Genomic DNA, 20,619 nt, shown 5'->3' on the forward strand with positions numbered 1-20,619 from the left:
TCGCCTGTCTGACAAGGTAGCTGCCATGCGCCCACCCCCTGCAGCCCGCTCATGCGGGCTGCTTCCATTTGCACATCTGCAAGCTTGCTGACTCAGGATTACTGCTATTCTTGTGTTATTGCCACCGGATCGGGGTGATCGTTGTGCGTTCCTGCCTCTGCGCGATTCTGCTGCTGCTCACGACCCTGCCCGCTGTGGCGGACACACTGGCCATCAAACTGTTTGCCAGTGAATTCCCGCCCTTGCAGTACCCGGGGCCTGATGGCGATGCGCAAGGCTATGTCCACCAGCTTCTGCAAGAAGCACTGCAACGTACGCAACAGCAACTGGGCACCGATGTCACATTCAAAGCCGATCCCCTCAGCTTTTTACCGCTCAAGCGCGCCCTGCTGAATGTACAAACCACGCCCAACAGCCTGCTGCTCAGCGTGGCACGTACGCCGGATCGGGAGCAAGACATGCTGTGGGTGGCCGTGGTATCCCCCTACGACATCTGGCTGTATCGCAAACGCAGCACCCTGCCCAAACCCACGGACATCCTGGCCCTGCGCGGCAGGGGTTATCGCATCGGCGTGCAGGATGGCAGCAATGTGCAGGAATGGTTGCTCAAGCAAGGGATTGGCCAGCCACCAGACAATACCCTGCTCGACCCAGTTCCGCAGAACGCCCTCAACCTGGGCAAAGCCGTGATGGGTCGCATCGATTTCTTTGCTCACCCGGACATCAGCCTGGGCCTCCGCGCCCGCGAGCAACGGGTTGATCCGCGCCAGCTGGAGCCCGTGTTCCGACTGGATGCCCTCAGCACCCCGTTGTGGCTCGCAGCCAACAAACAGACCGATCCGCGCCTGATCAGCGCCCTGCGGCAGCAGCTGCAGCTGATGGCACAGCAAGGGCGACTGGATGCCTTGCAAAAGGCCTGGCACGATGCACAACCATGAAGCGCATTGAGCCGGACTGGCAGGCATGCCATAATAATCGGCGGTCGGCAGTTCACCCAGGCATCGCCGCTCCTGTCCAGGAGTGCTAAACCTGCCCGCAGCATCCTGTGGAACACATTCTTTGCCTTGTGCCTCACTGGAAGTCGGCGATCACCAGTCCCGCATTGTCGGTGGCACGTTACAGCGAAGGATGTCTGACCGTGTCCAAAACCCTTGTACCTTACCTTGTGCCCGACGTGTCTGATCTGGCACGCGCCTTGCGCCGCCATTGGCCAAGCCAGCCCGACATGCCAGGTCAGGTCGACATGCTGAACCTGCTGGCACGCTGCGCCGGTTTCAGCAATTTTCAGAGCTATCGCCAGCACGCGCTGCGCCCGCAGAAAACCGAGGTATCCCACCCGCCGGTACCGGCGCTGGCGCAAAAATTCATGCAGCTGCTGGATGCGCAGGGCCAGTTGACCCGCTGGCCATCGGGCCGCCCCCTGCAGCAACTGGCCTTGTGGTATCTGTGGGGTCGCTTTGACCGCCGCCGCAGCTACCACGAGCGGGAGGTCAATACCCTGCTCAACCAGCACCATCGTTTCGGTGACCCGGCCTTGCTGCGCCGGGAACTGGTCGGGCTGGGCCTGCTCAGCCGCAGTGACGACTGTCGGGACTACCGCCGTCTGTCACCGCAGCCCCCTGATGACGTCATCGCCGTATTGAAGCACCGGGAACGCCAGTTGCAGGCGGCCTGAGTTCAAGCCGGTTGAGCGGCCTGCACCGGCCGCTCTCGAATCGGCAAGTTCACGATGGCCGCCAGCGCAGCCAATGCCATGTCGGCATACCACATGGCATTGAAGTTCCCCAGTTTGACCAAGGCTTGTCCGCCCAGCCACGCCCCCAGAAAGCCGCCCACCTGATGCGACAGCAAGGTCAGGCCAAACAGCGTGGCCAGGTAGCGGGTGCCGAATAGCTTGCCGACCAGCGCGGCAGTAGGCGGCACGGTCGCCAGCCAAGTAAAACCCAGCCCGGCAGCAAACAGGTAATAGGTTAGCGGTGTGCGTGGTGCCAGCAGATACAGTCCCACCAGCAAGGCCCGCGAACCATACATGGCCGCCAGCACATACTTGCTGCGGTATTGGCCAATGCAACGCCCGGCATACAGACTACCAAAAATATTGGCCAGTCCGATAATGGCCAGAGACCAGCTGGCCACCTGAGGTGGTAACCCACACAAATTCACCTCACCCGGCAGGTGTGTAACCAGAAAGGCAATGTGGAAACCGCAGGTGAAGAAGCCGGCATGCAGCAGCAGATAGCTGCGGTCCTGCATCGCCTGCCGCACCACCGCGCCCAGCGGTTGTGCCTCGGCACTTGCGCTTGGCAGGGCCTGCTCTCGTCCGCCCAGCTTGCCAATCAAGGGCAAGGTGGCCAACGCCGCCAGTGCCATGGTCCAGAGTGCCCCCATCCAGCCGATGCCCAGTATCAGCTTTTGCAGCAAGGGAGCGAACACAAACTGGCCAAACGATCCGCCTGCATTGATCACTCCGGACGCATCTGCGCGGGCACTGGCTGGCAGGCGCTGTGAAGCCGCCCCCAGCAGAACGGAGAACCCGGCGATGCCGGAACCCGCCGCGGCAAACAGCCCCAGTGTGATCGACAAGGCCCAGCCCTGCCCCGCCAGCGGTGTCAGCGCACACCCCGCAGCCAGCAGCAAGACCCCTACCAGCAGCGCTTGTTGCGGGCCTTTACGGTCTGCCACCATCCCGGCAATGGGTTGCACCGCCCCCCACACAAACTGGCCAATGGCCAGCGCCAGACTGATGGTCGCCACCCCCATGCCGGTCGCCCGGTTGATCGGCCCCACGAACAGCCCCAGCGACTGGCGAATCCCCATGGACACCATCAGCAGACCGGCCGCGGCCAGGGTAACCACCATCACATCACGTTGTCTCAAACTGGCAAACATGGAAGGCTCCGCAGCATGTTGTGGCGTATACGGCATTGTCAGCCTTCAGGCGCAGGCTGACAAATCAGTTAAACTACAGCTATTGCCCAGTTTTTCTGCGCCATGATGCACTTGCCCTCCATGAAAGCCCTGCAAGCCTTTGCTGCGGTCATGCGCAGCGGCAGCTTCACGCTTGCCGCGGCAGAACTGCATGTCAGCGCCGGGGCCATCGGGCAACAGATCCAGAAGCTCGAAGCCATGCTGGGTTACCCCTTGTTTCAGCGCAGCACCCGTCAGATATGGGCCACAGCTGCGGCCCAAACCTACTGGCAGCAGTTGCAACCCATCTTGCAGCAACTGCAGGCACTGCATCAGGCGTCACCCCATACCGATACGGTGCGCATGACCTTGCCGCCCAGCTTTGCCTCCCGCTGGCTGGCCCCCCGCTTGGAGCACCTGGCCCGGCAACACCCACACATACGCTTGCACCTGCACACCTCGATCCAGCCCATGGATCTGGTACAGGAAGGCTTTGATCTGGCCATCCGCTACTTCACCGGTGAGGACGAGGGGCTGGAAAGCCAGTTACTCTGCCCGGACGAAGTGCGCGTTTTCTGCAGCCCAAGCTATCAGCAACAGCTGTCGCTACGGCAGGTCGATGACCTCAGCCGTGCCACGCTCTATGCCACCCCGCTGCAGCCCTACTGGGCAGCATGGTTTGACCGCTTCAGTACCCTGACACCCCAACACGTGCAGGCCATACCGCAGATCCACGTCGATCAGGGCGTGATTGCCATAGAAGCCTGCAGCCGAGGCCAAGGCCAAGGCATGCTGATGATCAGCCCGGTGCTGGTGGCCGATGAGCTGGCCAGTGGCCGCCTGATCGAACCCTTCCCCTGTCGCCTGCCACTCAACCACGGCTACCACGTGGTACATCGACCGCAGCAGCTCTCCACCGCAGCACGCACGGTCAAAGCCTGGCTGCTGGCGGAGGCACAGCAACCTACAGGCTGACTGCCTCCAGCGTATCCACCAGGAAGTCGATCAATGCCCGTACCGCAGGCGTCAGGCCGCGACGGCTGGCGTAGGCCAGGTGGAAAAATCCACTGGGCAGCTGCCAGTCCGGCAGCAGCAGCTGCAAGTCACCGGTCGCTAGTTCCTTGCCGCACAAGTAGGCAGGCAACCAGCCCGCACCGACTCCGCTCAGGATGGCAGACTTGAGCAACTGCATGTCGTCGCACACCAGCCGGGGCTGGTGCGGCACCAGCACCTGCTGCCCATCCGGATGACTGAAGCGCAGCTGGAAGCGACCATCATGCGGGCGCAGGCTGACGGTAGGCTTGCCCAGCAGATCCTGCGGCTGCTGTGGCCAGCCGGCGTGTGCCAGCCAGGCCAGGCTGGCCACCATCACTGGCTGCGAGCGGGATAGCCGCCTGACGACAACCCCAGCGTCCTCATCAGACTCCTGCCGCACCCGCAAGGCGAAATCAAAGCCGTCTTCAATCAGATCCACTCGCCGACTGGTGACCTCCACCTCAACGCTGACCTCAGGGTAGCGCAGCATGAACTCCGGCAGGGTGTGCAGCAGCAGCCCTTGCGCAATGGCGATCGGGCAACTGAAGCGTACCCGGCCACGCGGGATGGAATGCACCCGTTGCACGGTTTCCTGCGCCGCATCCGCGGCAAGGCGCATGCTCAAGCAGTGCTGCAGGTATTGGTGACCGATATCCGTCAGTGCCAGTCGCCGCGTACTCCGCTGCAGCAATCGTACCCCCAGCGCCTGCTCCAGCAGGGCAATCCGGCGCGACAAGCGGGATTTGGGCACCCCGAGTACCCGGCTGGCGGCCGCAAAGCCACCGTGCTGAACCACCTGGCTGAAGAAAAACAGGTCATTCCAGTCAGGGTTAGGCTGCGGCAAAGTCGGAGCGGTCATATTTGGCACCATTGTTCCATATACAGGACAATATATCCGAAAAATGCAGGCTTATCACCACATGCCACACCAATGATAATGGGCTCACTTCAACACGACTTATCGGAGCTTTCCATGAACATCCTGCATCTCGATTCCAGCCCGCTGATGGCCCACTCGGTGTCACGCCAGCTGACCGCCAAGTTGGTCAGCCAGCTGCAACAACAAAACCCGAATGCCACCCTCACCTATCGTGATCTGGCGCAGAACGCCCCCAGCCACTTGTCTTACAGCGAACTGGGTGCCGCCCAGCAAGACCCGTCAGAATGGAGCCAGACCCTGCGGCAGGATGTGGCAACCGCCAAGGCCATCCTTGCCGAGTTTCTGGCTGCCGATGCCATCGTCGTTGGCGCCCCGATGTACAACTTCTCCATCCCCAGCCAGTTGAAGGCCTGGATTGACCGCATCTCGGTAGCAGGTACCACCTTCAAGTACACCGAAACCGGTCCGGTCGGCCTGCTCAGCGGCAAAACGGTCTATATCGTGTCCAGCCGGGGCGGCCTGTATGGCAGCGCCAACGCCATGGACCATCAGGAAGCCTATCTGAAGACGGTGTTCCAGTTCCTGGGCCTGAGCGATGTGCAGATCATCCGCGCTGAAGGCGTCAACATGGGGGACAGCCTCCGCCAGCAGGCGCTGCAAGCCGCGCAGCAGGACATTGCCGCCGTCGCAGCCTGATCCGCCCCGTCGCGCCGCAACAGCCACCTTCGGGTGGCTGTTTTTGCTTCAATCGATAGTTTTTTAAAATTAAATTGTTTTAAACAATCAATTTTACCAATTTACCGTCTCCCGCCATACTCCGATCCAACACGTCGCAGGAGCACACCATGAACACGCAAACCACCCTGCGGGAACACATTCTGGCCATTCTGGCCGCAGTTGCCCATTGACCCTGAGGAGAGCAAACCATGTCCAAGCCCATCATGCACAGCGCTGCTGGCGCCCCCGTGATCAACAACCAGAACAGCCTGAGTGCCGGTCCGCGTGGCCCCGTGCTGCTGCAGGATGTCTGGTTGCTGGAGAAACTGGCCCACTTCGATCGCGAACGCATTCCGGAGCGTGTGGTCCATGCCAAGGGCTCCGGTGCCTATGGCACCTTGACCATCACCCAGGACATCACGGCCTGGAGCAAGGCCGCCGTTTTCAGCCGGGTGGGCAAACAGACGCCGCTGTTCCTGCGCTTCTCAACTGTGGCCGGGGAACGCGGAGCCGCCGACGCCGAACGCGATGTACGCGGCTTTGCCCTCAAGTTCTACACCGAAGAAGGCAACTGGGATGTGGTGGGTAACAACACGCCGGTGTTCTTCCTGCGCGATCCGCTGAAATTCCCGGATTTCATCCATACCCAGAAACGGGACCCGCAAACCAACCTGCGTAACCCGGTTGCTGCCTGGGATTTCTGGTCACAGCATCCGGAAAGCCTGCACCAGCTGACCATTCTGATGAGCGACCGTGGCCTGCCACGCAACTACCGCCAGCTCAATGGCTATGGCAGCCATACCTACAGCTTCATCAATGCCCGCAATGAACGCTTCTGGGTGAAATTCCACTTCAAGTCGATGCAGGGGCACAGCTTCTATACCGACGCAGAAGGCGCAGACGTGGTCGGTTCTGACCGCGAAAGCGCCCAGCGTGATCTGTTTGCCGCCATCGAAGCGGGCAACTTCCCGCGCTGGAAGTTCATGGTCCAGGTGATGCCGGAAGCCGAGGCGCAACAATACCGCATCAACCCGTTCGACCTGACCAAGGTGTGGCCACACGCGGACTACCCGCTGATGGAGGTCGGCATCCTCGAACTCAACCGCAATCCGCAGGATTATTTTGCTGAAGTCGAGCAGGCCGCCTTTACCCCGGCCAATGTGGTACCCGGCGTTGGCTTCTCGCCAGACCGCATGCTGCAGGGCCGCCTGTTCTCCTACGGCGACACCCAGCGCTACCGCTTGGGGGTCAACCACCACCAGATCCCGGTGAACGCACCACGTTGCCCCTTCCACAGCGTACACCGCGATGGCGGCATGCGACTGGCGGCCCCAAGCGGTCCAAACTACCAGCCGAGCAGCCTGCCCGGCGCCCTGCAGGACCAGCCGCAACAGGCTGAGCCTAATCTGGACCTGTTCGGCAGCGCAGGGCATTGGGATCACCGGGTGGATGACGACTACTACAGCCAGCCCGGTGCCCTGTTCCGCCTGATGGATGCTGGCCAGCAGGCCCGCTTGTTTGGCAGTATCGCCCGCTCGATGCGCCCTGTACCTGTGGAGATCCAGCAGCGCATGCTGGCGCATTTTGCCAAAGCAGACCCGACCTATGCGGCCGGTGTGGCGGCTGCCTTGCAAAGTTGATCACCCCGGCGGGCCCGGCGGCCCGCCTTTTCTCGCGGAGGCCATCATGCAGCTGAACGTGCGACATACCCTGGGTTTGCTGATCCTGGTCAGCGGCTGGTGGCAACTGCTGTCCGATCTGCCCAGGCCATAGCCATAAACTATGACAGGCTAAAGAATTAACCATTTCACAAAATCCGGCCCAGCATCCACAATGCAGTCATTACTCTGCAGAAAGGACGCATCATGGAGATCAACTTGGGGATTCCTGAAACCAACCGGCAACAGATTGCCGAGGGCTTGTCCCGCCTGCTGGCTGACACCTACACCCTCTACCTGCAAACCCATAACTTCCACTGGAACGTGACCGGGCCAATGTTCAATACCCTGCATCTGATGTTCGAGACGCAGTACAACGAACTGGCACTGGCGGTAGACCTGATTGCCGAGCGTATCCGCTCGCTGGGCTTCCCCGCACCGGGCACCTACCAGTCCTTTGCCCGGCTGACCTCGATTGCCGAGGTCGAAGGCGTGCCCAAGGCGCAGGAGATGCTGGCCATCCTGCTGAAAGGGCAGGAAGCGGTGGTACGTACCGCCCGCAGCCTGTTCCCGCTGGTAGATGAAGTGAACGACGAAGCCACCGCCGACTTGCTGACCCAGCGCATGCAGCTGCATGAGAAAACCGCCTGGATGCTGCGCAGCATGCTGGATTGAAAAAAGGGGCAGACCTTGCGGTCTGCCCCTTCTGCTTCATGCCAGCAAGCTGGCTTGTACCTGGACGGGTACCGGCTCCAGCTGGTCAAACTGCATGCTGAAGCTGGCACGCCCGGAGGTCAGGGCGCGCAGCTGGCCGATATAGCCAAACATTTCCCGCAGCGGCACCTGCGCCACGATCACCATGCCCGTCCCTTGCGGTTCCTGCTGACGCACCTGCCCACGGCGGCGGTTGAGATCACCAATACAATCGCCGACGTACGCCAGCGGGGTGACCACTTCCACCGTCATGGCCGGCTCCAGCAATACCGGCTTCGCCTGCAGCATCGCCGCCCGGAAGGCTTGCGCTGCCACCTGCTCGAAGGCCTGCACCGATGAGTCGCGCTCATGGTAGCTGCCATCCAGCAAAACGACCTTGCAATCCACCACCGGGTAGCCCGCCAGCACCCCCGCTTGCGCGGCCTGGCGGAACCCCTGCTCCACCCCGGGGATGAACTCCCGTGGAATGGCGCCGCCGGTAATACGGCTTTCAAACTGCAGCCCTTCACCGCGAGGCAAGGGTTCCAGCTGCAGCTGCACCTCGGCAAACTGGCCTGGGCCACCGGTCTGCTTGCGGAACACCTGCCGCTGCACCACCCCTTGCGTAGGGGTTTCCCGATACGCCACACGGGGCTGACCGGTATTCACCTCCACCCGGAAGCGGCTACGCAGTTTTTCCAGCGTGACCTCCAGTTGCAGCTCACCCATGCCGGACAGCAATAACTGCCCGGATTCCGGATCGGTGCGCAAGCGCAGGCTCGGGTCTTCCTGCACCAGCACCTGCAAGCCCTTGAGCAGATTCTGCTGATCGGCCCGGCTGCGCGGTTCTACCGCCACATCCAGCACCGGTTCTGGCGCTTCAATCTGCTCCAGCAGCAGCGGCTGGTCCAGCGCGGTCAGCGTTTCACCGGTCACGGTGTCCTTGAGACCGGTCACCGCCACAATGTCGCCCGCTTGCAGGCGAGGCCGTTCCACCCGCTCGCTGGCGTGCATTTCATACACCCGCGAAACACGCTCGCGGCGCTGCCGGTTGACATTGAGCAGCGTCGAGCCTGCTTCCAGCTGGCCCCGGTATACCCGCAGCCAGGTCAGGGTACCGTGGTCATCGTGCGTCACCTTGAACGCCAGTGCTGCAAACGGCCCGGTGACCGATGCTTCCAGCTCGCGCTGTACATCCTCTGGCGCAGGCAGATAGTCCACCACTGCATCCAGCAGCGGCTCGATGCCCCGGTTGCGGAATGCGGAACCCAGCAGTACCGGCACCGCCTTGCCTTGCAGCGTGACCTGCCGCAAGACCCAACGCAGCGACGCCAGCGGCAGGGTTTCCCCCGCCAGCCAGGCTTCCAGCAGCGCATCATCATGACCCACCAGTGCTTCCACCAGCAGGGCACGGTGCTGCTCCACTTCTGCCTGCATCTCTTCCGCCACCGGCAAACGCTGCGCCGGGCCTGCTTTGTCGTCAGGCCACAGCCAGGATTCACGGCTCAGCAGGTCCACCAGACCGATGAACTGGTCTTCTTGGCCAATGGGCAACTGGGTCACCAGTGCCTCCACCCCCAGCCGCTCACGAATCATGCCGACCACCCGGTGGAAGTCCGCACCCACCCGATCCAGCTTGTTGACGAAGGCCAGCCGGGGTACCCGGTAACGATCGGCCAGACGCCAGTTGGTCTCGGTCTGAGGCTCCACCCCGGCCACGCCGTCGAACACCACCACCGCACCGTCCAGCACCCGCAGCGAGCGGTTGACTTCGATATTGAAGTCAATATGCCCCGGGGTGTCGATCAGGTTGATCTGATGTTCCCGCCAATGCACCGTGGTGGCCGCACTGTTGATGGTGATGCCTCGCGCCCGCTCTTGCGGGTCAAAGTCCATAGCCGCAGCGCCATCATGTACCTCACCCAGCCGGTGACGCGCGCCGGTGTAATACAGCACCCGTTCTGTGGTGGTGGTCTTGCCTGCGTCGACGTGTGCAATGATGCCAATGTTGCGAAGTTTTCTGTTTTCCATGTTGATTTCTCACTACCAGCAAAAACCCCCTGTGGGGGTTGCCCAGCAGGGGGGTTGCGCGTGACCCTGCGGGCAAAAGCCGCAGGAATGCTGCGGCTAGTGCATGGCTTGCGTGATCTGACGACGGGATGGCTGCGCAAACGACACATCCGCCCGCACCGGACCAAAGGACGCGCGCAAGCCGCCGCGTCCTTGGCCGAGGTAAATCGTGGCAATCAGTTTGTCGTAGGTACGCATGATCAATACTTTCCGTGTCAGCCCCAGAAAACAAAAACCCCGGCGGGGTGCTCCTGCCGGGGTCTGGGACGATGGCCCGGCAGGCTTGCGCCTCCCAAGCCTGGCCTGGAAGGCTATACGCGCAACAAGTACAGCTGCACACCCATGCGGGCGCGGCTGCTCAGCTCAAAAGACTGTGGTTGCGACATCGGGAAACATCCCTGTTCAAATCTGGAATGCTGGCACTGTAACAGGTAGCACACAACATATCAAGAGAGGGTTTATTCACACGCTCCCCGATATATTGGAACGCGGTGGGTCAAGCGTGGTCAGCATCATGTGGTGGCTGTCATACACCCCTGACCATGCTGCCCTGTTCTGCATGTCTTGGGCAGCCGCTGTTACTGTCTGCACAGCGGGCATGTCACGATATAATCAGCAAATGCAATCAACCCTACGGACAGGCAAGCAGGATGACTGACGCAGCGATCGGCGTATTCGATTCCGGCCTGGGTGGCCTGTCGGTCTTACGGCATGTGCGGGCCACCCTGCCACAGGAGTCGCTGTGCTATGTGGCGGACTCGGCGCATGTGCCTTATGGCAGCAAATCGCCGGATTACATCATCCAGCGCAGTGAACACATTACCCGCTTTCTGTTGGCGCAAGGCTGCAAGGCACTGGTGATCGCCTGCAATACCGCCACAGCTGCGGCGGCGGCCTGGCTGCGTGAGCAGCATCCGGATGTGCCGATCGTGGCGATGGAACCCGCCGTCAAACCCGCTGTGACACAAAGCCGCAATCAGGTGATTGGGGTACTGGCGACCGAGGGTACGCTGAAAAGCGCTCAGTTTGCGGCGCTGCTGGCCCGCTTTGGCAGCGGGGTTACCGTGGTGACCCAGCCTTGCCACGGCTTGGTAGAACTGATTGAACAGGGTGCCTTGCAGGCGGACGATACCCGCACCCTGCTGCAGCGCTATATGGCCCCCCTGCTGGCGGCCGGGGTGGATACCATCGTGCTCGGCTGTACCCACTATCCCTTCGTGGCCCCCCTGATCCGTGGGCTGGCCGGTCCGGACGTGGCTTTGATCGACACTGGCAGCGCAGTGGCCCGCCAGCTGCAACGCCGGCTGACGGAATTGGGTCTGCTCAACACAACCAACACCACACCACAAGACCATTTCTTCAGCAGCGCTGCCGGACCCGAAGCCGAGCGAATCACCCGATTGCTGTGGGGGGCAGAGGTCAGCGTACAGCCCTTGCCCGGTTGACGGTCCTTAACGACTGGCTGGCACGCAGGCCACCACATTACCCGGCATCTGACGACATTGCCCGTGCAAGACGTCGCCACGCGGAGTGACGAAGCGGCAACCGCTCCCCTCTGCTTGCCCCTGACACGCGACCTGTGCTTCCGGCGGGGGAACCCGCCCTCCCCCGGCGTAACCTTCCTGACCTTGTCGCTGCGCACCCCCCTGCCCACCGGCAGGCGCATTGCCCGGCATGCCAGGTGCGCCATTTTCCCCATTGCCGGAGCGGCTGGCGACCCGCACCGGCGTGCCCCGGAAACAGCCCATGGTGTAGGGGTATTCGCGGGTCAGCACATAATGGTAGAGCATGACCCGCAGCCCCTCCCACCACACCGGTGCGGTCCGGCCATGACATTCGTCCAGGTCCGCATTGCCCAGTTCGCGACCGGACTCGTCAACGCTGCTGTAGATGCCAAACCCGTCCAGCGCGTAGCCCAGCAGCTTGCCACGCTCATTGGCCCCTTCCAGACAGGGTGAAGGACCGTGGTAGTGGTACTCCCCTTCCCGTTGCGGATGTCCATTGCAGCGGTCCTGCACCTCATGTGCCACCGCATCACGCCCCCCGGCGTCCAGCGCATTATAAATGGCTACACCACTCAGCGCCACGCCGATCATGCCCATCGGCACACAACTGGGTTGTGCTGCCCGCAGCGGCTGGCGCGGCAGGCGAATCTGCACGGTATGGCTGCTGATGCGGTTGGGGTTACGGTCCACCGCGTAGGCCGGGTCGCTCCGTGCCACCGGAAACACCCCGGTTACATGTCCCAATGGCAGGCCATTGCCTTGTAGCAAGCGGCTGTCCGCACTCAGGCTGATGCTGAAGCGTGCATCCGGCCAGCTGACCTGCCCTTGCACGCTCAGCTTGCGGGTCTCGTCCCAGAAGGCACCCTGAATCCAGTCGCCCTTCACTTGGGCACCGCCACCATCGAAGCGGCTGTTGCAGACGTAGACATAGCCACGCTGAGGCTGGCTGCTGATCTTGCCATCGCCCAGTGGCAGATGATGCGGGTCAGGCGCAGCGTGAACGGCCGTCAACCCCAGAGTCAACACGATCAGCATGCTACGCATGGTATACCCCATCCAGCCCCGTTGCTTGCAGTGTAGGCCAGCGGTCTGCGTACTGCTCAGTCCTGCGGGTCAGGCGCGGCAGCAACCCAGTACAATTCGCTGCTGAGCGCCATCACCGACTGCTGCTGGTCGATGGCCTCCTGCAGCAGATCAAGCAGTTGCCGGGTTTCTTCCAGCAGTTCGTCGCGCCGAAGGGTGTAATGGACCTCAGTCTCCAGCGTACGTTCACGGCCACGCCAGCCAAACAGGACCTTGAATTCGTCCGGTCGCGCCGACAGGTCCAGCAGCGCCTCCTGCAGCTCTACCTGTAACCGGTATAGCTGATAGCCGGAGAGGCAGGTCTCGCCGCCCTGATCCAGAAAGGCATCGTCTGCTTCATCCAGTTGGGCGCGGTCGAAGTAGCGCTCGAAGAAGGTATAGCTCCAATCATCCAGCACCACCCGGTGTGGTATGCCTTGCGCGTCGATGGTGGCGCGGTCCGGCCCCAGGTGGAAGTACAAATGGGTATAGATGCTGGTTTTGGAGTGGCGACTCATGCGTTCATGCCGCCATAGCGGCGGTGTGCCGCCAGCGCCAGGCCGGCACCGATGCTGCCAAACAGGTCACCTTCCACCGGTCGCGACCCCGGCAACAGGCGCTGTACCTGCTGGCGCAGCGAGCTGACGCCACTGGCCCCACCGGTAAAGAATACGGTATCGACCTGCTCGGCACGCACACCGGCTTGCTGTAGCAAGCCGGTGACGGTTTGCGTGATGCGTTTCAAGTCTGCGTCGATGGCATCCGCCAGTTGTTGCCCACTCAGCACATGCTGCAGCGGGGGCGATAACTGGTCCAGCTCCAATACCGTTTCAGGCTGACTGGAGAGCTCGATCTTGGCCTGCTCCACCGCAATGGCCAGCGCGTGTCCGGCGCGTTGTTCCACCAGCTGCAGCAAGCGGGCGAAACGTCCCGGTTCCGCCACATCGCGCTTCACATCCTGCAGTTCTGCCCACACCTTGCGGGTATAGGCCTGGTTGATGGTATGCCAGGTCGCCAGATTGAAGTAATAACTGGACGGCACTTCTGCATCACGATGGCGCAGCTTGCTGCGGTAGCCCAGCAGGGGCATCACCGCCGCCAGGCTCAGGCGACGGTCGAAATCGGTACCACCGATATGCACCCCGGCATTGGCGAGGATATCGTCCCGCCGCTCATCCAGATGGCGGCGCTGCGGGGAAACACGGATCAGCGAGAAGTCGGAGGTACCGCCGCCGATATCGACGATCAGCACCAGTTCCTCTCGCGTCACCTGCTGTTCATAGTCGAACGCGGCGGCGATGGGCTCGTACTGAAAACTGACTTCGCGAAAGCCGCAGTCCAGCGCGGTCTGACGCAAGGTATCTTCCGCCAGTTGGTCTGCCTGCGGGTCTTCGTCCACAAAGAACACCGGGCGACCCAGCACCGCACGCTCAAAGCTGCGCCCGGCGGCCTGCTCTGCTCGCCGCTTCAGCTCCTGGATGAAGAAACGCAGCAGGTCGCGGAACGGAATCTTGCGGCCCAGCACTTCGGTATGGCCATCGAGCAGGCTGCTGCCCAGCAGGCTTTTCAGCGAGCGCATCAGACGGCCTTCTTCACCGGAAAGGTACTCGGCCAGCGCCGCGCGGCCAAAGCTCACCTGCTGGTTTTCTGCATTGAAGAAGACTGCGCTAGGCAGGGTGAATTTGTCGTCCTCCAGCGCCAGCAGCCGTGGCTGTGCGTCGACCACCCATCCCGCTGTGGAATTGGAGGTTCCGAAATCCAGACCGCACACCGACGTCATCTTGCCACTCCTGCATCAAGGGTCGCGCAGTCTGGCAGATTTCCCCTGTCAGAACAAGTCCTTACCTGACAAATGGTCCACAGGATCAGTGGTTTTCGTACACCTCGCTCACCAGCGCGTCCAGCACCGGCGCGGCCCGCTCGGAGAGTTTGTGATGCGACACCGCCACTACGATCCACCATTGCCCGGAGCGCGCACGCACGAACCCGGACAAGGCCCGCACATCCTGCAAGGTGCCGGTTTTCATGTGCGCCGAGGTGGCGACCGAATCTTCGGCAAAGCGCTTGCGGATGGTACCGTCCACCCCGGCAATCGGCAGGGAGGAAATCAGTTCCGGCATATACGGCGATTGCCACACCGCGCGCAGCAGCTGCGCCATATGCTGGGTACTGATACGCTCGATGCGGGAAAGCCCGGAGCCATTTTCCATCACCAGCTCACCGAACTGCAGGGATTTGCTGCGCAGCCACTGCTGGATGCGCTCGCGGGCCGCTTGCAGGGGGTCGCCCGCCTGCCCGGACTCCACCCCCAGGGTGAGAAACAGCTGGCGCGCCATCAGGTTGTTGGAGAATTTGTTGATGTCGTGAATCACTTCACGCAGTACCGGCGATCCCTGGCTGGCCAGCAGGGTTGCCTCTGCCGGGACCGCACCGTCTGGCACGCTGCCAAGCGACAGCTGGGCATCCAGCTTGCTCCAGCGCCCGCCCAGCTCACGCCAGGTGTCGCGCACACTGGCGGCGATGAAGTCGGCATGATTACCCAGCGCGACACTATAGGTGGCGTCCTGACAGCTGGCGGGGAACTCGCCACTGAAGGTCATCTGGGTTTCACCATTGGCCGCCGTCTTGCTGTCGACTTTCAGTTTGTTGCGCCAGGTGGTGCAATCACCGCCCCCCACCCTCAGCTTGTTGACCAGTTGCAGGCGCGGCAGCGCGGGCTCTGGCAGCAGGCGTACCCCGTCGGCACTGCCGTACAGCCGTACACGCAAGGTCTTGAAATTGACCAGCAAGGGGTCGGGCACCACGTTGTAGGGCCGATCTGCCGCGCCGTCAAATTGCCCATCGTCTTCCTGCTGCGGCGGGAAGTAGCGGCGATCCAGCCGCAGCTCGCCGCTGATCTCACGAATGCCGCGCAGGCGTAGCTGCCGCACCAGCAACCACAGGCTTTCCTGGGTCAGTTTGGGGTCACCATAGCCTCTCAGGTAGAGGTCGCCCACCCAGCGCTCGCCCTCCTGCCGCCCTTGCCCGTACAGCTCGGTACGCCAGCTATAGGTCGGCCCCAGCAGTTCCAGCCCGGCAAAGGTGGTCACCAGCTTCATGGTGGAGGCCGGGTTGACGGCAACCTGCTCCCGATACTGGTACAAGGGCGCGCCACCCTGTACCGGCATCACATAGACGGCCAGACCGTCGGCAGGCAGCTTGGCCGCCTTCATGGCCTGCTGAACTTCTGCAGGCAGCTCTCCTTCTGCGGCCAGTACCGTCAAGGGTAACAGGCACAATGCAATCCACGAACGCATGACTTCCCCAATACAGAAGCCAGATCGCGTGATCTGGCCTCGGCAAACATAATGTTGAATTTTTACTGGGCAGTGATCGGCTGGCCGTTGCCACTGGTGACGGGGGTACCATCACTGGTCACCAGACGTCGGGCCACGGTAAACCGCTGCGGAGGTGAGTACGGCGTGGTAAAGCCATCCGGATCGATCGCCTGCACCCGCAGGAACCACTCACCGGCATCGGGCCGCGCAAGGTCCAGCTCAGGCTTGGCCACCATCTGTTCCAGCTTGATCTGCCGGAAGTCTTTGTACTCGGACAGTTGGACCCGGTAATGCTGCTCCGGTTCTCCTGGCCAGCTGAAATACAGGCGTTCGTTGCGCTCCTTGGGCTGCAAGGGGATCAGCTGCAGCGGTCGCACCGTCAGCTGCTGCACATCGCCATACGGACCTTGCTTCTCGCTGCCATCCGCTTGCCGCACCACGGTCGCCATCCGCCAGTAGTATTGGCCCGGTGTCAGCTCCGACTGCAGCTGCGGCTGCGACACCTGCCGATCCTGTTGCACGCTCTGAAAGCGGGCATCACTTGCCAGCTGCCAGCGGTAGCGCAACACCCCTTCCGGCTCGGCCCAGCGGAACGCCACAGCGCCCGTTACCACCTTGCTGCCCGTGCGGGGTTCGGAAGGCAGCGGCGCTTCCGGCCGTGCGGCCAGCGTGAACGGGTGCAGCTGGTCCGGGCCTTCCAGCCCATGCGCATCCACAGCGCGGATGGCCAAAACGTACTGGCCATCTTCCAGCCCGCTGATCCGGGTTTGCGGCTGCGTAGCCGACAGGGACAACAGCACCTGGTTCAGCCCCTCATCCCGCGCCACGCGCACCCGATAAGCTTGTGCGGCACTCACCGCAGGCCACTCCAGCCGGAACTGCACCCGCTCGTGCAGGGGTGGCAGCTGACTCAGGTCCGGGGCGGATGGCAAGCTGATCGGCACCGCAACCTTGCCTTGCGCATCAGCCCAGCTGCCTTGTCCTGCCGTCAGTTGCTGGGTCGAACGGCCTGACTGCCCTTGCAGCTCCACTCGCCCTTCTGTGACTTCGCTCTGGCTGTGCTGCTGGGCCTCATCAAACGCCACCCGGAAGCGGGTGCCACGAACCCCGGCGGCGACGAGCGGGGTATTGACGTCAAAACGACTGCCTGTGCGCTTGTCCGGGTTGGCATGCGCCTCGATCCGGCCTTGCTGCAGCTGTACGCGGTTATCACCCCGCCCACCCGGTGCCAGGCGCAGTTGCTCCAAGCGTGCACGACTGCTGCCCTGTAGCTGGACAATACTGCCATCCGGCAAACGCAAGGCAAGCGTGCCATCCGGCTGGGTCAGCAGTGCATCGCCCTCATTGACCTTGCTGTTGGCCGTGACCACCTGCCCATTGACGGTGGCGCCACGGGCATACAGCACCGTTCCGGTTGCCGGTTGCGGTTTCAGCCAGATCAGCGGAATGCTCAGGATGGTGCCGGGTTGCAGATGGGTCGGCAAGTGCACCCGGTTGTAGCGCTGCACATCCGCCCAGCGCTCAGGCCGGTCCAGCAACTGGTGGCTGACCGAATAGACCGAGTCGCCCGGCTTGACCTGATACTGCAGGTCATCCGGCGACGGCGTCGGCAAGCCTGCCGCAACCACAGTCAGGCTGGCGCCCAGCATCAAGACGGGCAAGGCCCGGTACCACCCCTCAAACATCCGCACCCACCTGCTCCAGTCGATAGCCGAAACTGTATACCGGCGTCAGCCGGAATCCGTGCTCAGGGCGCAACTGCAGCTTGCTGCGAACCCGGGAAATATGGGTATCCATGGTGCGCGAGGGCAGATCATGGTCATGCCCCCACACGGCTTCCTGGATATGGCTGCGCGACAGCAAACGCCCCAGGTTACGGAACAGCAGGAAGGCCAGGTCAAATTCCTTGTGCGTCACTTCCAGCGTCACCCCATCCCGCACGATGGTCTTGGCTGTCGAGTCGAACTCGAACGGCTCGACGGTGAGCTGCTGCACCCCTTGCTGCTGCGGGTAAGCGCGCCGCAGAAGGGCAAACACCCGTGCCATCAGTTCGGCTCGCCGCATCGGCTTGACCATGTAATCATCGGCCCCGGCAGCCAGCCCGGCCACAATGTCGGTTTCCTCGCTGCGGCAGGTGAGGAACAGCACCGGCAACGGGTCCTGGATGGAGCTGCGTACCCAGGTCAGCACTTCCAGCCCCGACATATCCGGCACTTCCCAATCCAGAATCAGCAGGTCAAAGCTTTCCCGGCGCAGTTCGTTGACCAGCCGGCGGCCTTCCTGATAGGTATGGCAACTGTGCCCGGCTTCCCCCAACACCTGACTGACGTAGTCTCCAAGACTGGCGTCGTCATCCAGTACTGCTATCCGCATCATCCATCCTTGCATGCTCAGTCTGCACCGCTGGCGGTGCGATTGCTGTTTCACCTGCGTCAGCACCCGCCGCCGACAGCAGGGCAAACCGGAACGTTGTACCCTGACCTATCGTGCTGTCTACTTCAATGATACCACCATGCCGGTCGAGAACGGTCTTGACAAATGCCAGACCCAGCCCCACCCCCTCTTCCTCCGGCTGACCAGAGGTACGAAAACGCTTGAAACGCTGGAACAGCTCGGTCTGCCGCTCAGGCGGAATGCCATAACCCTGGTCACGGATACTGCACCACCACCAGCCTCCCTCATAGTGGATCTGGCTGAATACCGAGGTACCGGCCGGGCTGTACTTGATGGCGTTGGACAGCAGGTTAATCAAGACCCGCGTCAACAACACCCGGTCGGCCAGCACAGGGGCTTCGGGGTGGGTATCGGGCTGGACCAGGGTCACCCCTTTCTCCTGCGCATTGACCCAAAGCTCATCGAGGGCATCCAGTAACAGCTCGGACAGGTTCTCTTCTGCAAAATGATACTGCTGCGCCTCAGCGCGAGCCAGCTGTACAAAGTTCTCGGCCAGACCCAGAGCCCGGCCGGCGTACTGGGCCAGCCGCTGCAGGAATTCCTCCTGCGGCAGTGCACGCCCCGGGCTGCGCTGCAATTCGATCAGGGCCAGGATAGAGGCCTGCGGCGAGCGCATGTCGTGCGACAGGAAGCGCAAGGCATCATCGCGGCCCCGCTCAGCTTGTCGCAGACTGGAGATATCGACCAGATTGACAATCCAGCCATTGAGCTCACGTCGCGCATTGAAGAACGGCGCGCACTTGACCAGCAAGCGGCTGCCATCACCCGCCCCGACTTCAATGCCATCGGCCACTTCGGCAATCTTGCCGGGGTCCAGCAAATCCAGCCAGGCCAGGATATTGCTGGCCTCCTGCGGCTGCAACGGCAACAGCAGGTGGGCCAGATGCCGCCCCGGCAGCGGCTCGGTCAGCGCAGCTTCAAAGCGGCGTGCCGCCGCCTGATTCGCCAGCAGGATGGTGCCTGCCGCATCCGTAATCAAGGTGGCATCCGGCAAACTGTTCAAACCATCGAACACCAGTCGTCGCCAGTCTGCCGCACGCTCCATGGCTTGCCGCACCAGCATGATGCGCTGGTCCAGAACCGTGGTCAGCTGTTCAGGCGCGGCATCGACCAGACCAAACGGCTGCGGCTCGTCGCGCAAACGCTCAAACGCCTCGCCCAGATAGCGCAGGGCGGCTTCCAGCCTTCGCCAGCTCCATGCCGGATAGGCGATGCCCAGCCCAATCAAGGCAGCGGAAGGCGGTAGCCACCAACCCGCCCGCATCAACCACACTGTCGCCAGCAGCACTGCCAGTGCCAGTGCCACCGTGGTCAACAGGATCCAGCGTGGCGACAGGCTGAGAAAGGCCACATAGGCCAGCAGCAGGGGCAGCAAGGCAAACAGCATGGACCACAGCGGCGTCACCCGCTCCAGTCGCTGCCCGCCGAGCAGGCTGTCCAGCACATTGGCCATCACTTCCACGCCTGGCATGGCCCGGGACGTACCCGATACCGGGGTGGGATAGGCATCCCCCAGCCCCACAGCCGACGCGCCGATCAGCACATACTGGTCACGAAACGAGGCCGGATCGACCCGGCCCTGCAACACATCCAGCGCCGACACTTGCCGGAAATGCCCGACCGGGCCTGCAAACGGCACCTGCATCCAGTAGTCTCGCTGCCAGACCCCGGGGGCTGCCCCCCCTGCCGGACGGCGCATGCCCGGTATGCGGTCAGGCTTGTGACCTGCCCATTGCAGCATGGCCAGTGTGAGGTGCGGATAGGTCCGGTTGGCAAAACCTTCCTGCAGGTACACGCTGCGCGCCAGACCATCCGGGTCCAGCTCCAGGTGAATGTGACCTTGGCCTGCTGCAGCGCGTTGCAGCAGCGGAATCGGCTCCAGCAGTTCCAGTTGACCGCCGCGCTGGCTCAGTACCACCGGCAGGATCACCCTGCCATGCTGCCGCATTGCCTCTGCCAGCAAGACATCGTCGAGCGGCTGGTTCAGGTCTGGCTCAGACAAGATCACATCCAGCCCCACCACCTTGGCCTGTGCGGTTCGCGACAGCAAGGCAGCCAGTACGGCACGGCGCCACGGCCAACGACCCAGCACATGAATGCTGGCGTCGTCGAGTGTCACCAGGGTGATGTCGGGCCGCGCCGAGCGTTGCAACTGGGGCAACAAGCCGTCATACAGGGTCTGGTCCAGCCGCCCCAGCCCATTCTGCCAGCCCAGCCAGCCGACCAGCCCCCCCATCAGCAGCAGGCTGAGCAACCATTCCCGCAGCAACAAGGACCAGCCCGCGCGGTGACCGCCCCAGCGGGGCCACAGCCGTATCATG

18 protein-coding genes are annotated in these 20,619 nt (G+C 62.5%); 7 read left to right on the forward strand and 11 right to left on the reverse strand.

The annotated features are described in order from the left end of the window. The first annotated feature begins 143 nt into the window (after window positions 1–143). The gene (locus ACE3O2_RS10215) at window positions 144–938 is read left to right on the forward strand and encodes a substrate-binding periplasmic protein (protein ID WP_374337169.1); all 795 of its coding nucleotides are present in this window, start codon (window positions 144–146) and stop codon (window positions 936–938) included. 200 nt (window positions 939–1,138) lie between these two features. After that, the gene (locus tag ACE3O2_RS10220; RefSeq protein ID WP_374337171.1) at window positions 1,139–1,675 is read left to right on the forward strand and encodes a DUF2087 domain-containing protein; all 537 of its coding nucleotides are present in this window, start codon (window positions 1,139–1,141) and stop codon (window positions 1,673–1,675) included. 2 nt (window positions 1,676–1,677) lie between these two features. Here ACE3O2_RS10220 and ACE3O2_RS10225 read toward each other — a convergent pair whose 3' ends face one another. After that, on the reverse strand, window positions 1,678–2,889 hold the full coding sequence (locus tag ACE3O2_RS10225) for an MFS transporter (RefSeq protein ID WP_374337173.1): 1,212 nt from the start codon (window positions 2,887–2,889) through the stop codon (window positions 1,678–1,680). A 120-nt stretch (window positions 2,890–3,009) separates the two neighbouring features. On the opposite strand from ACE3O2_RS10225, the gene ACE3O2_RS10230 reads away from it, so the two are divergent. Next, a complete protein-coding gene (locus ACE3O2_RS10230) occupies window positions 3,010–3,882 on the forward strand; it encodes a LysR substrate-binding domain-containing protein (RefSeq protein WP_374337175.1) in 873 nt (290 codons plus the stop codon). Here ACE3O2_RS10230 and ACE3O2_RS10235 read toward each other — a convergent pair. Further along, window positions 3,872–4,801, reverse strand: a complete 930-nt coding sequence (locus ACE3O2_RS10235) for a LysR family transcriptional regulator (RefSeq protein WP_374337177.1) — start codon at window positions 4,799–4,801, stop codon at window positions 3,872–3,874. The genes ACE3O2_RS10230 and ACE3O2_RS10235 overlap by 11 nt on opposite strands. A gap of 114 nt (window positions 4,802–4,915) precedes the next feature. On the opposite strand from ACE3O2_RS10235, the gene ACE3O2_RS10240 reads away from it, so the two are divergent. From ACE3O2_RS10240 to ACE3O2_RS10250, 3 genes are all read left to right on the forward strand, one after another. Next, window positions 4,916–5,518: an FMN-dependent NADH-azoreductase gene (locus ACE3O2_RS10240; protein ID WP_374337179.1), complete on the forward strand. Its 603-nt coding sequence runs from the start codon at window positions 4,916–4,918 to the stop codon at window positions 5,516–5,518. Window positions 5,519–5,748: 230 nt separating this feature from the next. Then, entirely contained in the window at window positions 5,749–7,179 is a 1,431-nt protein-coding gene (locus tag ACE3O2_RS10245) for a catalase (protein ID WP_374337181.1), read from the forward strand. Window positions 7,180–7,404: 225 nt separating this feature from the next. Then, the gene (locus tag ACE3O2_RS10250) at window positions 7,405–7,872 is read left to right on the forward strand and encodes a Dps family protein (protein ID WP_168877956.1); all 468 of its coding nucleotides are present in this window, start codon (window positions 7,405–7,407) and stop codon (window positions 7,870–7,872) included. Window positions 7,873–7,908: 36 nt separating this feature from the next. On the opposite strand, the gene fusA is transcribed toward ACE3O2_RS10250, so the two are convergent. Continuing rightward, window positions 7,909–9,921: an elongation factor G gene (gene fusA, locus ACE3O2_RS10255; RefSeq protein ID WP_374337184.1), complete on the reverse strand. Its 2,013-nt coding sequence runs from the start codon at window positions 9,919–9,921 to the stop codon at window positions 7,909–7,911. Window positions 9,922–10,017: 96 nt separating this feature from the next. After that, window positions 10,018–10,158: a hypothetical protein gene (locus ACE3O2_RS10260; RefSeq protein ID WP_168877958.1), complete on the reverse strand. Its 141-nt coding sequence runs from the start codon at window positions 10,156–10,158 to the stop codon at window positions 10,018–10,020. A 452-nt stretch (window positions 10,159–10,610) separates the two neighbouring features. Between ACE3O2_RS10260 and murI the strand changes: the two genes are divergently transcribed. Further along, a complete protein-coding gene (gene murI, locus ACE3O2_RS10265) occupies window positions 10,611–11,405 on the forward strand; it encodes a glutamate racemase (RefSeq protein WP_374337186.1) in 795 nt (264 codons plus the stop codon). Between the two features lie 6 nt (window positions 11,406–11,411). Here murI and ACE3O2_RS10270 read toward each other — a convergent pair whose 3' ends face one another. The 7 genes from ACE3O2_RS10270 to ACE3O2_RS10300 all read right to left on the reverse strand — a co-directional run bounded on the left by ACE3O2_RS10270 (window position 11,412) and on the right by ACE3O2_RS10300 (window position 20,618). Continuing rightward, window positions 11,412–12,509 (reverse strand): YHYH protein, encoded by a 1,098-nt coding sequence (locus ACE3O2_RS10270; RefSeq protein ID WP_374337188.1) that lies wholly within the window; start codon window positions 12,507–12,509, stop codon window positions 11,412–11,414. Between the two features lie 56 nt (window positions 12,510–12,565). Next, window positions 12,566–13,045 (reverse strand): hypothetical protein, encoded by a 480-nt coding sequence (locus tag ACE3O2_RS10275; RefSeq protein ID WP_374337190.1) that lies wholly within the window; start codon window positions 13,043–13,045, stop codon window positions 12,566–12,568. After that, a complete protein-coding gene (locus tag ACE3O2_RS10280; RefSeq protein WP_374337192.1) occupies window positions 13,042–14,307 on the reverse strand; it encodes an Hsp70 family protein in 1,266 nt (421 codons plus the stop codon). Before ACE3O2_RS10280 ends, ACE3O2_RS10275 begins: the two co-directional genes overlap by 4 nt. 85 nt (window positions 14,308–14,392) lie before the next feature. After that, the gene (gene dacB / locus ACE3O2_RS10285; RefSeq protein ID WP_374337194.1) at window positions 14,393–15,823 is read right to left on the reverse strand and encodes a D-alanyl-D-alanine carboxypeptidase/D-alanyl-D-alanine-endopeptidase; all 1,431 of its coding nucleotides are present in this window, start codon (window positions 15,821–15,823) and stop codon (window positions 14,393–14,395) included. 62 nt (window positions 15,824–15,885) lie between these two features. Continuing rightward, complete coding sequence (locus ACE3O2_RS10290) at window positions 15,886–17,529, reverse strand: FecR domain-containing protein (protein ID WP_374337196.1); 1,644 nt, start codon at window positions 17,527–17,529, stop codon at window positions 15,886–15,888. Beyond that, window positions 17,522–18,232, reverse strand: a complete 711-nt coding sequence (locus ACE3O2_RS10295) for a response regulator transcription factor (RefSeq protein WP_374337198.1) — start codon at window positions 18,230–18,232, stop codon at window positions 17,522–17,524. Before ACE3O2_RS10295 ends, ACE3O2_RS10290 begins: the two co-directional genes overlap by 8 nt. After that, on the reverse strand, window positions 18,195–20,618 hold the full coding sequence (locus ACE3O2_RS10300) for a CHASE2 domain-containing protein (RefSeq protein ID WP_374337200.1): 2,424 nt from the start codon (window positions 20,616–20,618) through the stop codon (window positions 18,195–18,197). Before ACE3O2_RS10300 ends, ACE3O2_RS10295 begins: the two co-directional genes overlap by 38 nt. Window position 20,619 lies beyond the last annotated feature (1 nt).

The organism is Leeia sp. (assembly GCF_041909055.1).
GTDB lineage: Bacteria > Pseudomonadota > Gammaproteobacteria > Burkholderiales > Leeiaceae > Leeia > Leeia aquatica.

What these genes read in the sequence shown, in the direction of transcription:
- ACE3O2_RS10260 (WP_168877958.1), bottom strand. Translation starts at nt 10,158, where the DNA reads ATGCGTACCTACGACAAACTGATTGCCACGATTTACCTCGGCCAAGGA.
- ACE3O2_RS10245 (WP_374337181.1), top strand. Translation starts at nt 5,749, where the DNA reads ATGTCCAAGCCCATCATGCACAGCGCTGCTGGCGCCCCCGTGATCAAC.
- ACE3O2_RS10280 (WP_374337192.1), bottom strand. Translation starts at nt 14,307, where the DNA reads ATGACGTCGGTGTGCGGTCTGGATTTCGGAACCTCCAATTCCACAGCG.
- ACE3O2_RS10290 (WP_374337196.1), bottom strand. Translation starts at nt 17,529, where the DNA reads ATGTTTGAGGGGTGGTACCGGGCCTTGCCCGTCTTGATGCTGGGCGCC.
- ACE3O2_RS10225 (WP_374337173.1), bottom strand. Translation starts at nt 2,889, where the DNA reads ATGTTTGCCAGTTTGAGACAACGTGATGTGATGGTGGTTACCCTGGCC.
- murI (WP_374337186.1), top strand. Translation starts at nt 10,611, where the DNA reads ATGACTGACGCAGCGATCGGCGTATTCGATTCCGGCCTGGGTGGCCTG.
- ACE3O2_RS10235 (WP_374337177.1), bottom strand. Translation starts at nt 4,801, where the DNA reads ATGACCGCTCCGACTTTGCCGCAGCCTAACCCTGACTGGAATGACCTG.
- ACE3O2_RS10270 (WP_374337188.1), bottom strand. Translation starts at nt 12,509, where the DNA reads ATGCGTAGCATGCTGATCGTGTTGACTCTGGGGTTGACGGCCGTTCAC.
- dacB (WP_374337194.1), bottom strand. Translation starts at nt 15,823, where the DNA reads ATGCGTTCGTGGATTGCATTGTGCCTGTTACCCTTGACGGTACTGGCC.
- ACE3O2_RS10230 (WP_374337175.1), top strand. Translation starts at nt 3,010, where the DNA reads ATGAAAGCCCTGCAAGCCTTTGCTGCGGTCATGCGCAGCGGCAGCTTC.
- ACE3O2_RS10275 (WP_374337190.1), bottom strand. Translation starts at nt 13,045, where the DNA reads ATGAGTCGCCACTCCAAAACCAGCATCTATACCCATTTGTACTTCCAC.
- ACE3O2_RS10240 (WP_374337179.1), top strand. Translation starts at nt 4,916, where the DNA reads ATGAACATCCTGCATCTCGATTCCAGCCCGCTGATGGCCCACTCGGTG.
- ACE3O2_RS10295 (WP_374337198.1), bottom strand. Translation starts at nt 18,232, where the DNA reads ATGCAAGGATGGATGATGCGGATAGCAGTACTGGATGACGACGCCAGT.
- ACE3O2_RS10250 (WP_168877956.1), top strand. Translation starts at nt 7,405, where the DNA reads ATGGAGATCAACTTGGGGATTCCTGAAACCAACCGGCAACAGATTGCC.
- ACE3O2_RS10300 (WP_374337200.1), bottom strand. Translation starts at nt 20,618, where the DNA reads ATGATACGGCTGTGGCCCCGCTGGGGCGGTCACCGCGCGGGCTGGTCC.
- fusA (WP_374337184.1), bottom strand. Translation starts at nt 9,921, where the DNA reads ATGGAAAACAGAAAACTTCGCAACATTGGCATCATTGCACACGTCGAC.